Origin of the sequence: Kaustia mangrovi, assembly GCF_015482775.1 — a bacterium.
Lineage (GTDB): Bacteria > Pseudomonadota > Alphaproteobacteria > Rhizobiales > Im1 > Kaustia > Kaustia mangrovi.
This window is the reverse complement of sequence record NZ_CP058214.1, coordinates 1,479,149-1,492,845: the sequence shown is the minus strand read 5'-3', so window position 1 is coordinate 1,492,845 and position 13,697 is coordinate 1,479,149. Positions and strand designations below refer to the sequence as shown.

General features: G+C 67.6%; 11 protein-coding genes. 4 read left to right on the top strand and 7 right to left on the bottom strand.

Annotated elements, in window-relative coordinates:
• Positions 1 to 251: 251 nt before the first annotated feature.
• The 4 genes from HW532_RS07040 (at position 252) to phnN (ending at position 6,403) form a co-directional block, all read left to right on the top strand.
• Positions 252 to 1,259 carry a TAXI family TRAP transporter solute-binding subunit gene (locus HW532_RS07040; protein ID WP_213163712.1) on the top strand — a complete coding sequence of 336 codons (1,008 nt, stop codon included), beginning with the start codon at positions 252 to 254 and terminating at the stop codon, positions 1,257 to 1,259.
• 126 nt (positions 1,260 to 1,385) lie between these two features.
• On the top strand, positions 1,386 to 3,332 hold the full coding sequence (locus tag HW532_RS07035) for a TRAP transporter permease (RefSeq protein ID WP_246479943.1): 1,947 nt from the start codon (positions 1,386 to 1,388) through the stop codon (positions 3,330 to 3,332).
• Between the two features lie 174 nt (positions 3,333 to 3,506).
• Positions 3,507 to 4,343 carry a carboxylating nicotinate-nucleotide diphosphorylase gene (nadC, locus tag HW532_RS07030; RefSeq protein WP_213163710.1) on the top strand — a complete coding sequence of 279 codons (837 nt, stop codon included), beginning with the start codon at positions 3,507 to 3,509 and terminating at the stop codon, positions 4,341 to 4,343.
• Positions 4,344 to 4,354: 11 nt separating this feature from the next.
• Complete coding sequence (gene phnN, locus HW532_RS07025; RefSeq protein WP_246479632.1) at positions 4,355 to 6,403, top strand: phosphonate metabolism protein/1,5-bisphosphokinase (PRPP-forming) PhnN; 2,049 nt, start codon at positions 4,355 to 4,357, stop codon at positions 6,401 to 6,403.
• 23 nt (positions 6,404 to 6,426) lie between these two features.
• On the opposite strand, the gene HW532_RS07020 is transcribed toward phnN, so the two are convergent.
• The 7 genes from HW532_RS07020 to HW532_RS06990 all read right to left on the bottom strand — a co-directional run bounded on the left by HW532_RS07020 (position 6,427) and on the right by HW532_RS06990 (position 13,473).
• Positions 6,427 to 7,185 carry a DUF1028 domain-containing protein gene (locus tag HW532_RS07020; RefSeq protein WP_213163709.1) on the bottom strand — a complete coding sequence of 253 codons (759 nt, stop codon included), beginning with the start codon at positions 7,183 to 7,185 and terminating at the stop codon, positions 6,427 to 6,429.
• Between the two features lie 158 nt (positions 7,186 to 7,343).
• Positions 7,344 to 8,000 (bottom strand): cysteine hydrolase family protein, encoded by a 657-nt coding sequence (locus HW532_RS07015; protein WP_213163708.1) that lies wholly within the window; start codon positions 7,998 to 8,000, stop codon positions 7,344 to 7,346.
• A 5-nt stretch (positions 8,001 to 8,005) separates the two neighbouring features.
• Positions 8,006 to 8,800 carry an N-formylglutamate amidohydrolase gene (locus tag HW532_RS07010; protein ID WP_213163707.1) on the bottom strand — a complete coding sequence of 265 codons (795 nt, stop codon included), beginning with the start codon at positions 8,798 to 8,800 and terminating at the stop codon, positions 8,006 to 8,008.
• Complete coding sequence (locus tag HW532_RS07005; protein ID WP_213163706.1) at positions 8,800 to 9,693, bottom strand: branched-chain amino acid ABC transporter permease; 894 nt, start codon at positions 9,691 to 9,693, stop codon at positions 8,800 to 8,802. The genes HW532_RS07010 and HW532_RS07005 overlap by 1 nt, the downstream gene beginning before the upstream one ends.
• 12 nt (positions 9,694 to 9,705) lie before the next feature.
• A complete protein-coding gene (locus HW532_RS07000) occupies positions 9,706 to 10,413 on the bottom strand; it encodes an ABC transporter ATP-binding protein (RefSeq protein WP_213164458.1) in 708 nt (235 codons plus the stop codon).
• 32 nt (positions 10,414 to 10,445) lie between these two features.
• Entirely contained in the window at positions 10,446 to 11,615 is a 1,170-nt protein-coding gene (locus tag HW532_RS06995) for an ABC transporter substrate-binding protein (RefSeq protein WP_213163705.1), read from the bottom strand.
• A 37-nt stretch (positions 11,616 to 11,652) separates the two neighbouring features.
• Positions 11,653 to 13,473 carry a branched-chain amino acid ABC transporter ATP-binding protein/permease gene (locus HW532_RS06990; protein WP_213163704.1) on the bottom strand — a complete coding sequence of 607 codons (1,821 nt, stop codon included), beginning with the start codon at positions 13,471 to 13,473 and terminating at the stop codon, positions 11,653 to 11,655.
• Positions 13,474 to 13,697 lie beyond the last annotated feature (224 nt).

Genomic DNA, 13,697 nt, shown 5'->3' with positions numbered 1-13,697 from the left:
GAGGATTGACGGCCTGTGGAAACTGCGATCTACTTTTTCATTAGTACACAAATAAACTGACGTGAGTAGGCGGTGCCCGTTCAGACAGTGAGGGCGCTGCGGGGAGTGACAGAACTGGCGTAAACGGGGGCCTTTGCAAGTCGGTGCCGATGTTTCGCATTTGCGGAACCGACGCGCCGTGCTGCAATGCGGGCTGATCATCCGGCAAGCCCGCCTTGCATCGGGGATCAACTCTGGAGGGAGAGAGAGATATGCCTGAATCTGCCAAGACATCCGTGTTCCGGTCCGTTTGCGCGGCCGCCTGCCTCGGGCTCGCCGCCGTCGCGGCGACGGCCGGCACGGCGACGGCAAAGAACTACAATGTGTGCGGCGGCAGCCCCGGCGGGCTCTGGTCGCTGCTCGGCGCGGGTCTCGACCAGGCCGTTGGCGCCGCCGAACCCGGATCGACCGTCACATACCAGACATCCAGCGGCGGTTACGCCAATATCGTCCAGGTGACGCAGGGCAAGTGCGAGCTCGGCATCATCCATGTGGGCGAGGGCATCTCCGCCCAGAAGGGCCGCGAGCCGTTCAAGGAACCGGTCGAGGGCTTCAAGGTGCTGATGGTGCTCTACGATTGGGCGCCGATGCAGTGGGTCGTGTCCAAGGAGTTCGCCGACGAGCACGGGCTGACCTCGCTGGCCGACCTGAAGGAGAAGAAGCCGCCGCTGAGGCTGGTGCTCAACCGCCGCGGCATCCTGCCCTCCCAGCTCGCCGAGGCCGATCTCGAGAATGTCGGCATTTCCCTCGACGATATCGACGAATGGGGCGGCAAGGTCGAGTTCCAGGGCTCCAAGAACGCCTCGGAGATCATGCAGAACCGCCGTGCGGACATGTGGGTGAACGCCACCTTCGTCGGCTCCAGCTCGATCCGCAATATCGCCGACGCCTATCCGGTGACGCTTCTGAGCGTGCCGGAGGACGTGGTGGAGAAGATGGTCGAGGATTACGGCGCCAAGCCCTTCACGGTGAAGGCGGGCGACTATCCCTGGCTCGACCGCGACGTGACGACCCATGCCGCGCGTGCCGCCCTGGTGGTGGACGAGAATATGAGCGACGAGGAGGCCTACACGCTGACCAAGGCGGTCCTCGACAATGTCGGCAAGATCCAGGCTGTCCACAACTCCATGAAGGACTTCACGCCGGAGCTCATGCAGTCGCTGGAGGCGCTGCCCTACCATCCGGGCGCCCAGAAGGCCTATGACGAGGCCGGCAACTGAGCCGGCCCGCCCGGCAGGCCGTCCGTCCCGCACCCCGGGTGACACCATCCGGGGGCGGGGCAGCCGGCCGGCCCCCGATTGTCCGAACCGCCTGATCTGTCCTCGCCGCAAGGAAAGCCTCGCGTGATGGTTCTGCAGTTCCTGCGTTGGTTGGGAGAAGCCGCCTTCTCCACGGGTGCCCGCCGAGAGCTGACGGGCATTCTGGGCCACATCGTCAAGGCCTATGCCGCGATCCTCGCGGTATGGACGGTCTATGCGGCCGTGCTGTCGTCGATCGACGTGCTGGCCCTGACCATCATCTTCCTGTCGGCGATGCTGGTGCTCGTGTTCCTGCTGATCGGCGCCACGGCCAAGGCCGCGCGCGACAAGCCGTCGGTGGCGGATTTCTGCCTGGCGGCCCTGAGCCTCGTGACGGGCGGCTTCTTCGTCTGGAGCATTCCGGAGATCGCGACGCGCATCAGCCTGCTGACCGAGCTGAGCGACGCGCAGCGCGTCTTCGCGGGGCTGATCATCCTCCTGACACTCGAGGCGACGCGGCGAACGGTGGGCCTGGGCCTTGCGATCATCGCCGGCCTGTTCATGGTCTACAACCTGTTCGGCCACCACATCTCGGGCGCCTTCGGACACGGGCTCATCACGCTCGACCATTTCGTCGACATCAACGTCTATACCAGCGACGGGCTGTTCGGCATTCCGCTGCGCGTGGCGGCGACCTACGCCTTCCTGTTCGTGCTCTTCGGCACGTTCCTCGACAAGGCGCGCGGCGGCGACTTCTTCTTCGACCTGGCGGCCTCCGTCTCGGGCCGCAGCCCGGGCGGGCCGGCCAAGGTGGCGGTCTTCTCCTCCGGGCTGTTCGGCACGGTCTCCGGCAGCCCGACATCCGATGTCGTGACGACCGGGGCGATCACCATTCCCATGATGAAGCGCCTCGGCTATTCCGGCACGCTTGCCGGCGCGGTGGAGGTCGCGGCCTCCACCGGCGGCAGCCTCCTGCCACCGGTCATGGGGTCGGCCGCCTTCATCATGGCGGAGTATGCCGGTATCGACTATGCCGACATCATCGTCGCGGCGGCAGTGCCCGGCCTCCTCTACTATGTGAGCATCTTCATCCAGGTCCATCTGCGCTCGGTGCGCCTGGGGCTCGCACCCCTGCCGGCGGACCGGCTGCCCAATCTCGCGGCCACGCTCGTCAATGGCTGGATCTTCATCGCACCGCTCGCGGTCATGGTCTGGGGGCTGCTGGAAGGCTATTCGGCGACCTATGTGGCGCTGTTCGGTGCCATCGCCATGGTCGCGATCTCGCAGGTGCGCAAGTCGAGCCGCATCACCCCGAGAATGCTCTATGATGGGCTTGCGGAGACCACCATGCGCATGATCGGCGTGACCGGCGCCTGCGCGGCCGCGGGGCTCGTCATCGGCGGTATCACCATGACGGGGCTGGCCGCGAAGTTCTCCCATCTCGTCTTCCTGTTCACCGATTCCGGCATGGTGCTGCCGGCCCTCATCGTCGGCGCGCTGGTGACGGTCCTGCTGGGCCTCGGCATGCCGACGCCGAGCGCCTATGTGCTCGCCGCCGTCCTGGTCGGCCCCACGCTCGTCAACGAGTTCGGCATTCCCCTGATGGGCGCGCATCTGTTCCTGCTCTATTTCGCGGCGATGTCGGCCATGACGCCGCCCGTTGCGGTGGCGGCCTATGCGGCCGCAGCCATAGCCGGGGCCAACCCGCTCGCCATCGCGGTACAAGCGGTCGGCTTCTCCATCGCCGCCTTTGTCATCCCCTTCGCCTTCATCTATACGCCGGGCATCATCATGGAGGGCTCGACCGCCGAGATCGTCGCGGGCGTGTTCGAGGGCTCGCTCGCCATCATCTCGCTCGCCTTCGCGGCGGAAGGCTTCCTGAAGGCGCGCCTGTCCGCCTGGGTCCGGCTCGCTCTGGTCGCGTGCGCTCTGGTCCTGCTCGCCCAGAGCGGCTGGATCGCGCTTGCCGCCGGCGCGGTGGCCGTTGGCCTGCTGGTCATGTCCTATCGCGACAGCGCGCTCGTCCGGGCCTCCAACCCGTCCGCGGCGGAATAGGAGGCGATCCATGGGCCGGCCGCAGGCAGAAACCGCATCAATTCGAATGTACACAAACGATTATCCGGCTGGAGCAACCCGCACCCGATTGGACGCATATCAATTTGCTCCAACCTTTTGAAACAGATCGAATTATCGATCTCGTCGCCCAACAGCATCAGGAGAGTTGAAGAGATGATCGATCCCCTCCATGTCGACCAGGCCATCGGCAATTTCCTGGCCGAGGACATCGGGTTCGTCGACCTTACATCCACATTGCTGATCGATGCCGACCGTCAGGGCACGTTCGACATCAATGCGCGCGAGGAGATCGTCGTCTCGGGCATCGATATCGCCGCGCGGGTCTTCGAGCTCTATATGGACGAGGTCGAGATCGACCTGCGCGTCAAGGATGGCGAGCGGGTCGGCAAGGGGGCGATTCTGGCCCGCGTGACGGGGCAGGCCCGCAAGATCCTCACCGCGGAGCGGCTCGCCCTCAACCTCGTCCAGCACATGTCGGGCATCGCCACCCAGACCGCGGTCTATGTGGACCGCATCGCGGGCACGAAGGCCCAGCTCGTCGACACGCGAAAGACGACGCCGGGCCTGAGGATGTTCGAGAAATACGCCGTCACCTGCGGCGGCGGGCGCAATCACCGTCTCGGGCTCGATAATGGCGTGATGATCAAGGACAACCACATCGTGGTCTGCGGCGGGCTCGCCAACGCCATTGCGCGGGCCAAGGCGACCGTGCCGATCCTCACCAAGGTCGAGGTGGAATGCGACCGGCTCGACCAGGTGGAGGAGGCGCTGGCGGCCGGCGCCGATATCCTGCTGCTCGACAACATGGCGCCGGACATGCTGTCGGAGGCGGTCCGAATCGTCGACGGGCGCATTCCGCTGGAGGCGTCCGGCGGGGTCAATCTCGACACGATCCGTCCCATCGCGGAGACCGGCGTGAACTTCATCTCCGTCGGGCGCATCACCCAGTCCTCGCCGGCCGTCGATGTGGGGCTGGACGAGGCGGCCTGACGGATACCGGAGTGCAACAGACGATGCGCGGTCAGCTCATTCTCGTCGTCGGCCCGAGCGGTGCGGGCAAGGACACGCTGCTCGAGGCGGCGCGCGAGAGGCTTGGCGGCGACCGCCGCTTCGTCTTTGCAAGGCGTCTCATCACGCGGCCTGCGGATGCCGGTGGCGAGGACCATGAGGCGATTGAGGAGGAGGCCTTTCGCGAGGGGATCGCGGAAGGCCGGTTCCTCGCCTGGTGGCAGGCCCACGGCCTCTATTACGGGCTGCCTGAGAGCCTGCGCGACGACCTCGGACGGGGCCGCAACGTGGTGGCGAATGTCTCGCGCGCCGCCCTGCCGGCCATCGTCGCGGCCTATGACCGTGCGGTGATCCTGGAGGTCACAGCTCCTGTCGACGTTCTGGCGGAACGGCTGGCCGCGCGCGGGCGCGAGACGAAGGAGGACATCGCGGAGCGGCTGTCGCGCGAGGTGCCGGATTATCCGCGCGAGACCCGCGTGCTGACAGTGCGCAACGACGGCACGGTCGAGGCGGGCGTGGACGCCTTCCTGGAGTGTCTGGAATATGCCGCGGGCCGCGACCTGAAGCTCAGATGCGTCGATATCGACACCTGGCGCCAGAGCATCTGCTTCCTGCACGAGGATTGCATCGCCTATACGGCCTCGGAGTATCTGGGGCCGGGGAAGGTGGACGTCCTCGCCGGGCGCGAGAGCATCCGCGCCCATGTGAATGTGGTGCGCGACGAGGCCCTCGTCGCACCCGACGAGCTGGGCCTCAGCCGCCATGCCTTCGAGATGCTTGGCGTGCCGGAGGGGACGCGTGTGGAGATCGAGCGCACGCCCTCGCCGGAAAGCCGCATGGCGCTGCGCTCCAAGATCCAGGGCAACGCGCTGGGGCGCGCGGAATTCCGCACGATCCTCAAGGATGTCGGCGAGGGGCGCTACACGGACGCCGAGATCGCGGCCTTTCTCGTCGCCTGCGCGCGCGAGCTCGGCCATGACGAAGTCTGCGCGCTAACGGAGGCGCGCGCCCGCTATGGCCACCGGTTCGACTGGGACCGGGAGATGGTGGTCGACAAGCACTCCATGGGCGGTGTCGCCGGCAGCCGTATCTCGCTGATCGTCATTCCGATCGTCGCCGCCCACGGGCTCACCATCCCGAAGACCTCGTCGCGGGCGATCACTTCCGCTGCCGGAACGGCGGATGCGATGGAGACCGTCGCCCGCGTCGACCTAACGCCCGAGGAGGTGATGCGCGTGGTCGAGGAGACCAATGGCTGCATCGCCTGGAACGGGCGGCTCAATCATTCCGCGGTCGACGACGTGATGAACGCCATCACGCGGCCGCTCGGCATCGATTCGCGCAAATGGGCGGTCGCCTCGATCCTGTCGAAGAAGCTTGCGGCGGGCTCGAGCCATGTGATCATCGACATTCCCGCCGGTCCCCGCACCAAGGTGCCCACGCGCCAGGAGGGCGAGGCGCTCGCCGCCCTCTTCAGGGATGCGGGCCGCGACGTCGGGCTCACCGTGGAGGCCATCGTGACCGACGGGTTCGTGCCCATCGGGCGCGGTATCGGGCCGGCGCTGGAGGTTCGCGATGTCCGAGCTGTCCTGACCGACGATCCGTCCGCGCCGCCGGAACTCAGCGACAAGGCTCTGGCCTTTGCGGGCCGCATCCTCGAATGGGCGCCGGATGTCGCGCCCGGTACGGGACGGGCGAGGGCGGAGGAGCTGCTCCGTTCCGGCAAGGCGCTCCAGACCTTCGAACGGATCGTCGACGCCCAGGGGCGCCTGCCGCAACCGGTCCGGCCCGGCCTGATCGGCACGGAGGTGGTCGCCGACCGGTCGGGCGTCGTGACCGATCTCGACCCGTACCGGATCGCGTCCGTCGCAAGGCGTGCCGGTGCGCCCGCCGACAAGGGGGCGGGCGTCGATCTCAAGGTCGGCAGGGGCGACAAGGTTGCCGCCGGCGACGTGCTCTATGTGGTGCACGCCAATATCGAGTCCGACAGCGAGCAGGCAACCGCCATGGCGATCGAGGAGAGCGGCGTCGCGGTGGACTGAACGGTCCGGTCCGCGCCCCGCCCTCAGTCCCGCAGGGTCCAGCCGGTCCGGTTGCGCGCGGTGGGGAAGCGATCCTCCAGGCCGAGTTCGGCGATGCGCTCGATGGAGGCCTCGAAGAGCGAGCGCGCGACCGGGACGTCATCGGGTTCGAGGGCGACCCGGCGCAGGATCTCCTCCTGGTCGCCATAGGCGCCAAGCAGCTCGCGCAGCGCGCCGATGGCCTCCTCGGCGCGGTCGACCCTGAGGTCGCAGCGGTCGACCCCGTCCGCCCCGCTGACCCTGAGGGCGGTGGAGCGGATCGGCTCCAGGATCTCGCCGCCGGCGTCGCGCCCGGCCTCGAGCGCGCGCAGGAGCCGGCCCTCCAGCCGTTCGCCGGCGGATGCCCCGAAGGCGGCGACCATGGCATCCGTGATGCCGTCATTGGCGAGGATGTTGCCGATGGCCACGCAGTCCCGGCCCGTCGAATGGGTGTGGATCGAGTACATGTGCCGGCCATGGTGGACGGCGGCGTTCCCGGCCGCGTCGAGGGCGGCGAGCTGGCGCCATTCGATGAAGGGCGCGCCGGCCGTCACCCTGTCGATGGCCTCGCCCGCCGACAGCCCGGTCTCCAGCAGCGCGATACCCCGGTCGCCAAGACGCGGATCGGTGCGGTGCTGGCTCAGGAAGGCGCCATGGCCATGGCTCACGCGCAGGCAGCGATTGCCGACGGCGAGCGCGGAGGTGCCGACGGCGCCGCCGAAGGCTCCGGTCTCGGGACAGCGGGCGATGATGGAGAACGTCATGGGCTTCTTCTCACCGGAGGGGACCGGGCGGGATGGCGCTGCGGTAGGGCTAAGCGGGAATGGCCGCGACCGGCCATGAAGGACAGGCCCGCATGATCACACGGATCCGGGCGGACGGCAAACCGGATGTCCGGACCGCGGGCGCCGCGCGCCGGAGTTCAGCGGGCCGCCGCGATCTCCGCGATCAGGGCGTCGGTGCCGATCTGGCGGCAATAGCCCTTGATGGTCTTGAGAGAATGGCTGTGGCGCTCCTCGGTGAGCGTCGCGCAGGCATCGGGCACCAGGGTCACCAGATAGCCGAGGTCGCAGGCGTCGCGCACCGCCGATTCCACGCACTGGTCTGTCAGCACGCCGCAGATGACGATCTGGGCGACGCCGAGATTGCGCAGGATGTAGTCGATATGGGTAGAGACGAAGACGGAGGAGGAGGACTTGGCCAGCACGATCTCGTCGCCGGCCGGCGCGATGGCGTCGAGCACCTGGCCGTCCCATGAGCCCTTGGGCACGTTGAAGCCGGTGATCTTGTAGTCGAGGCTGCGGTCGCGCCCGTCGAGCGTCAGGCTTTCTATGGTCGTGTACATGACCTCCACGCCCGCCTCGCGGCAGGCGGTCTGGAGGCGCTGCATGTTGGGCAGGGCGACCTCGGATAGCTGCCGGAAGAACCCGCCATGGGTGCGCTCGACCTCGTCGCGGGACATGTCGGCATACTCGCCCCCGTCCGGCCGGCAGCAATAATTCTGCACATCGACGAAGAGCAGCGCGGAGCGGTCGAGAACGAGCGGGATTTCGCGGGACGTGGTGGACAGGAAGGGCATGGGGCTCACCTCTTCGGGGCGGTTTCGGAAATCCGTGACAGGGCCGTCGACAGGAGGCGCGCCCAGGCCGTCTGGCCCGCCTCGCCGGAGATCTCGTCGTTGCGGATCTCCAGAAGGACGCCGGGCACGCCGCGCGCGTCGCAGTGTACGGGGATGGTGTAGTCGTTGTCGTCCTCCACCGTATAGGGCACGTTGAAGCCGGTATTCAGGTTCTCCGCCTCGCGCCCCAGCGCCGCGACGATCTCCCTGGCGAACACGCCGTTCCGGCCATGGAGCAGCCCCAGCCTCCAGGGCCGCGGATCCTCCGGGCGGCCCATCAGGCGCGGCGTGAAGCTGTGGACGGAGACGAGCCGGGAGCCGGGGCGCTCGTCCAGCATGGTGTCGATGGCCCTGTGGAAGGGCTGGTGGATCTCGTGCCAGCGCGCGGCCTTGGCCTCCGGTGTCAGCCGCTCGTTTCCGGGTACGCGGACCGTGTCGGAGACGGCGGGGATGAGCTGGCCGGACCCCCAGGGGCGGTTGCTGTCGATGACGAGCCGGCTGTAGCGCTGGATGACGAGAGGCGCGTCGAGCAGCCCGCTCAGGGCTTCAGCGACCCCCAGCGCGCCGATATCCCAGCCGACATGCATGGCCATCGCCTCGGCCGGAACGCCGAGATCGCCGAGGGCGGCGGGCACGGCGCGGGCCGCATGCTCGCAGGTCAGGACAAAGGGCGACGTCCCGCTCCCGTTGACGATGGAGACGGGCGGGGGGTCATCCGGCCCGAGGAGACGGAAGGAGGGAGCCAGGGGTGTCGGATACATCAAACCTTTTCCGCGTGGAGATTGCGCGCGGGCAGTAGTCCGTTCGGACGCACCAGCAGGACGCAGACGAGAAACGCCAGGCCGATCGGCTCCTTGAACTCGATCAGGCTTTCGGGAAGGTAGGCGGTGAGGAAGATCTCCACGAAGCCGAGCAGGAGACCGCCCGCCACTGCGCCGGTGAGGCTGCCGAGTCCGCCCAGGATCGAGGCGATGAAGGCCTTGACCACGGGCGTGAAGCCCATGAAGGGATCGACGGAGGCGCGCTGGGAGACCCACAGGATGCCGGCGACGCCGGCAAGCAGGCCCGACAGCGCGAAGGCCCCGGCGATCACCGCGTCGGCGCGCACGCCCATGAGCCGGGCGACGGAGAAATCCTCCGCCGCGCCGCGCATGGCGATACCCACGGGCGTGTTCTTCAGGAACCAGTTGAGAAAGACCATCATGCCGACCGCGACGATGATCGACAGGAGCTGGTTGTTGCCGATCAGGAAGCCGCCGATCTCCACCGTGCCGGACAGGACGTCCGGCAGGACGACGGGGCGCGGGCGCGTGGAGATGAGGTTCTGGAAGAGCGTTTGCAGGATGATGGCGACGGCGAAACTCGTCACGAGCAGCGTCGCGGGGCTGGCATTGCGCACCGGACGGAAGGCGGCCCGCTCCATGATGAGCGCCGCGCCGATGGCGACCGCGATGCCGACGGGCGCGGCCATCAGGAAGGGCAGGCCCGCGAGGCCGCAGAAATAGAGCGTGTAGCCGGTGATCGTCATCAGCTCGCCATGGGCGAAGTTGATGAGCCCCATGATCGAGAACACGATGGCGAGCCCGAGCGCCAGAAGCGCATAGGTGCCGCCCAGCGAAACGGCGTTGAAGAGCTGCTGCAGAAAGAATTCCATGCACCGTGGTCCTCAGTGAAGGCCGAGATAGGCGGCTTCGACGAGCTGGGAGGCCTTCAGCTCTTCCGCCGTGCCCTTGCCGGCGACCTCGCCGCTGGCGAGCAGATAGGCCCGGTCGACCACATCGAGCGACAGGGCGACGTTCTGCTCCACCAGAAGGATGGTCACGCCGCGCCCGCGAAGGGTGGTGATGAGCTCGAAGACCTGTTCGACGATCTGCGGCGCGAGGCCGAGCGAGGGCTCGTCGAGGCACAGAAGCTCCGGCCCCGACATGAGCGCGCGGGCGATGGCGAGCATCTGCTGCTGACCGCCGGAGAGCGTGCCCGCGAGCTGGCGGCGGCGCTCCGCGAGGATCGGGAACAGGTCGTACATGTCCGCGACCGCCTCGTCGAAGGCGCGCCCGCGGCCCTTGGTGTAGCCGCCGAGGCGCAGATTCTCCTCCACCGTGAGCGCGGTGAAGACCCGCCGGCCTTCCGGGCACAGCGTCAGCCTGCGCCGGATCAGCCGTTCGGTGGGCAGGCCGGTGACGTCCTCGTCCCTGAAGCGGATCGTGCCGCCCGTCACCGGGGCGAGCCCGACAATGCCGTTGAGCGTGGAGGTCTTCCCGGCGCCGTTCGCGCCCAGAAGCGCCACCACCTCGCCGGCATGGACGGCGATATCCACGCCGCGCACGGCGGTGACGGGACCATAGGCGACCGTCAGTCCCTGAACCTGGAGAATGGGGTTCGCCATCGGTCCCGTCATCCCTTGCTTCACTGCATGCGCGGCTCGGGGATCATGTCGGGATCCGGCGAGGGCTGGCCGACGAGCTCGCGCTTGCCGTCCTTGACGCGGATCAGCGTCACCTCGCGCACCGGCATGCCTGTCGTGCCCTTGTAGGTTATGACCGAGGTCGCGCCCTGGACCCCCTCAAGACCGGCGATGGCGTCGCGCAGCGCCTGCGAATCCGTGTCGCCTCCGGTGGCCTCGACCGCGGCCTCCAGGATCTTCACCAGATCGTAGCCGATGCCGTTGAAGACGGTGTCGGACTCGCGGCCGTACTTCTCCGCGAACTTCTCGTTGAAGGCGGCCAGCGGGCTGCCGTCCAGCGGATGGCCGGCGGTGGTGAAGACGACGCCGTCGGACGCCTCGCCGAGGCTGAAGGTGGTCGGCGAATCGATGCCGTCGGAGCCGATCACCTGGCTCTTCACGCCGGCGGCGCGGAGCTGGCGGATGAAGGCCGGGAAGTCGGGCTCGTAGGCCGACGTCATGATGACGTCCGGCTCGGGCTCGATGCTCCTGATCTTGGTGACTTCAGCGGAGAAGTCCTGCTGGCCGATCTTGTAGGTGGACTCGCCCACCACCTCGCCGCCCATCTTCTTGAAGGCGTCTGCGAAATAGAGCGGCAGGGTGGTGTACTGGGTGTCCGGCGAATACAGGACATACGCCGTCTTCGCCCCTTCCTCGCGCGCCCAGCCGGCGGAGACAGTCGCCTGCACATTGTCTCCGGGGAAGTTGGCGAACATGAAGTCGCCGCCCATGAGCGGCAGGGTCGGTGAGGATGCGCAGGTCGAGAATGCCGGGATCTTCGCCTCGCTGGCGAGCGCGGAGGCCGCGAAGGCCGGGTCGGCGTCGCAGGGCAGGATGAGCACGTCCACGCCCTCGTCGATCAGTTCGCTGACGGCGATCGAGGTCTGCGCGGCATCGGAGCGGACATCCTTCTCGATGGTCTCGATCCTGATCTTGCCGTCGATGCCGCCCTCGGCGTTGATCTCCTCCACGCCGAGGCGGAAGCCGTCGATGACGGGGCCGTCGAAGACGGCGAGGCTGCCCGTCTGGGCGGTGGCGACGCCGACGGTCAGCACGTCGTCGGCGGCGAAGGCGGACGGTGCGGCGAGCCCGAGCGCCGCGGCCAACAGGGCTGTTCTCAATGGTCTGGTCATAACTCCCTCCAGTTTCCCTCCAAGAAATCGGTAGCGGTCACGAGGCCTCCGCAAGATCCTGGCTGTGCTTGCGGCCGAGATAGGCCTCGACGACGGCGGGGTGGCGCTGCACCTCCTCCGGCTCGCCCTCCGCGATCAGGCGGCCCTCGTTGAGGACCAGCACGCGGTCGCACAGCCGGATGATGAGCGGCAGGTCGTGGTCGACGATCACGATGCCGAGCCCCCGCCTCTCGCGAAGCGCGTTCAGCGTCCCCATCAGCGCGTCGGTCTCCTCCCGGTTCATGCCGGCGGCCGGTTCGTCGAGGAACAGGAAGGCCGGGTTGAGGGCCAGCGCGCGGGCGATCTCCACGCGGCGCTTGTCGCCATAGGAGAGCGTGTCGGCGCGGCGCGCGGCGATTTGCGCGATCCCCATATCGGTCAGCGCCCGGTCCGCGTTGCCGGTGGCCTCGGCGATGGAGGCCCGCGGCCACCGGATGAGTGCGGACACCATGACGTTCTGGCGCACGGTCAGCGTGTCGAACAGGCGGATGTTCTGGAAGGTCCGAGCGATGCCGAGCCCCGGAAAGCGATGCGCGGGCATTCCGGCGATGCGTGCGCCGCCGAGGCGGATGTCGCCGCCGGTCGCCGGCAGCACGCCGGAGAGCATGTTGAGAAGGGTGGACTTGCCCGAACCGTTCGGCCCGATGAGGCCGACAATGGCCCCGGGCGCCACGGCGATGGAGACGTCGTTCACCGCGATCAGCCCCGCAAAGCGCTTGGTGAGGTCGCGGCCCTCGAGCACACGGGCTTGCGCGGCAGGGGGTACGGCGTCTGTGCCGCCCACCGATGCGGCCGTCCCGCCGCCCTGGCCGAAGAGCCATTCGTCCCATTCCTTCAGGCCCGCGAGGCCGTCGGCCCGGCGGAACATGACGAAGAGGATGGCCAGCCCGATGCCGATCTGGGTGGCGCCGAACAGCTCCGGAAAGGCGAAGCCGGCAAGGTCGAAGCCCCCTTCGAGGCGCCTCAGAACCTCGATGACGAGGGTGATGGCGACCGCGCCGACGACCGCGCCCGTGACCGTCGTCATGCCGCCGACAATCAGCATGGCGAGCAGCAGGAAGGTGTCCACGAAATAGAACTTCTTCGGCGAGAAGGCGCCGAGATAATGCGCGATCAGCGCGCCGGACAGCCCGACGACGGCGCCGCTGAGCGTCCAGGCGAGCAGCCTCTGCCAGCGTATGCGCACGCCCATGGCCTCCGCCGCGATGGCGTCCTCGCGGGCCGCCCGCGTCTTCAGGCCGGGAACGGAATCGCGATAGAGCCGCGCGGCGACGAGGGCGATGGCGCAACCGATGGCGGCGACGACGATGGTCGTCTCGCGCGGCACGCCGAAGAAGGACTGGCTGCCGCGCGTGAAATCGCGCCCGCCGATGATCAGGCCGTGGGTGATGATCAGCAGGGCGAGCGTGGCGATGGTCGCCGCCGCCCCGTTGAGCTTGGAGATGACGAGCCCGACGACGAGGGCGAAGACAGTCGCCACCGCGACCGCGATGACGAGGGCGGCCACGAAGCCAGGTTCCGCCCCCGCCAGGAAGCCCGGCAGGTTCGGCAGCGTCATGGACCGCATGGCGAGCGGCATGGTCAGGACGCCCGACGCATAGGCGCCGATGGCCATGAAGGAAAGGTGGCCGAAGCTCAGGATTCCCGTATTGCCGGAATAGATGCCCATGCCGGCCACGGCGATCAGGCTGATGAGGAAGACGGTGACCGTGCGTTCCATGCCGCCGCCCGCCGCGAGGCCGAGGCCCGCGACAGCGGCGACGAAGGCGACCAATCCCAAACAGGCAAGGACCATTGTCCGGAATGGCGTGACGGTCATGCGGGCAGGCCTCTAGATCGACCTGCAATCAGGCGAGTTCACCTGAATGCAGAAAAGGTGATCGCTCTTAGGGTGTTGGAGCAACCTATCCGCGTCCGATTGGAGGCGGGCTGCTCCAACGAGAAAATTATCGTTCAAGTATGCATGGCTTGTGAAAAATGACAAAAAGATTTTTTCTTCTCGTCAAAATCAATCTGATTTGAGATGTTATTTTCAGAAAAGGC

Excerpts from the sequence above, each read along its gene's own strand:
- HW532_RS07010 (WP_213163707.1), bottom strand. The coding sequence starts at position 8,800 with ATGTATCCGACACCCCTGGCTCCCTCCTTCCGTCTCCTCGGGCCGGAT.
- HW532_RS06995 (WP_213163705.1), bottom strand. The coding sequence starts at position 11,615 with ATGACCAGACCATTGAGAACAGCCCTGTTGGCCGCGGCGCTCGGGCTC.
- nadC (WP_213163710.1), top strand. The coding sequence starts at position 3,507 with ATGATCGATCCCCTCCATGTCGACCAGGCCATCGGCAATTTCCTGGCC.
- HW532_RS07015 (WP_213163708.1), bottom strand. The coding sequence starts at position 8,000 with ATGCCCTTCCTGTCCACCACGTCCCGCGAAATCCCGCTCGTTCTCGAC.
- HW532_RS06990 (WP_213163704.1), bottom strand. The coding sequence starts at position 13,473 with ATGACCGTCACGCCATTCCGGACAATGGTCCTTGCCTGTTTGGGATTG.
- HW532_RS07020 (WP_213163709.1), bottom strand. The coding sequence starts at position 7,185 with ATGACGTTCTCCATCATCGCCCGCTGTCCCGAGACCGGAGCCTTCGGC.
- HW532_RS07005 (WP_213163706.1), bottom strand. The coding sequence starts at position 9,693 with ATGGAATTCTTTCTGCAGCAGCTCTTCAACGCCGTTTCGCTGGGCGGC.
- HW532_RS07035 (WP_246479943.1), top strand. The coding sequence starts at position 1,386 with ATGGTTCTGCAGTTCCTGCGTTGGTTGGGAGAAGCCGCCTTCTCCACG.
- HW532_RS07040 (WP_213163712.1), top strand. The coding sequence starts at position 252 with ATGCCTGAATCTGCCAAGACATCCGTGTTCCGGTCCGTTTGCGCGGCC.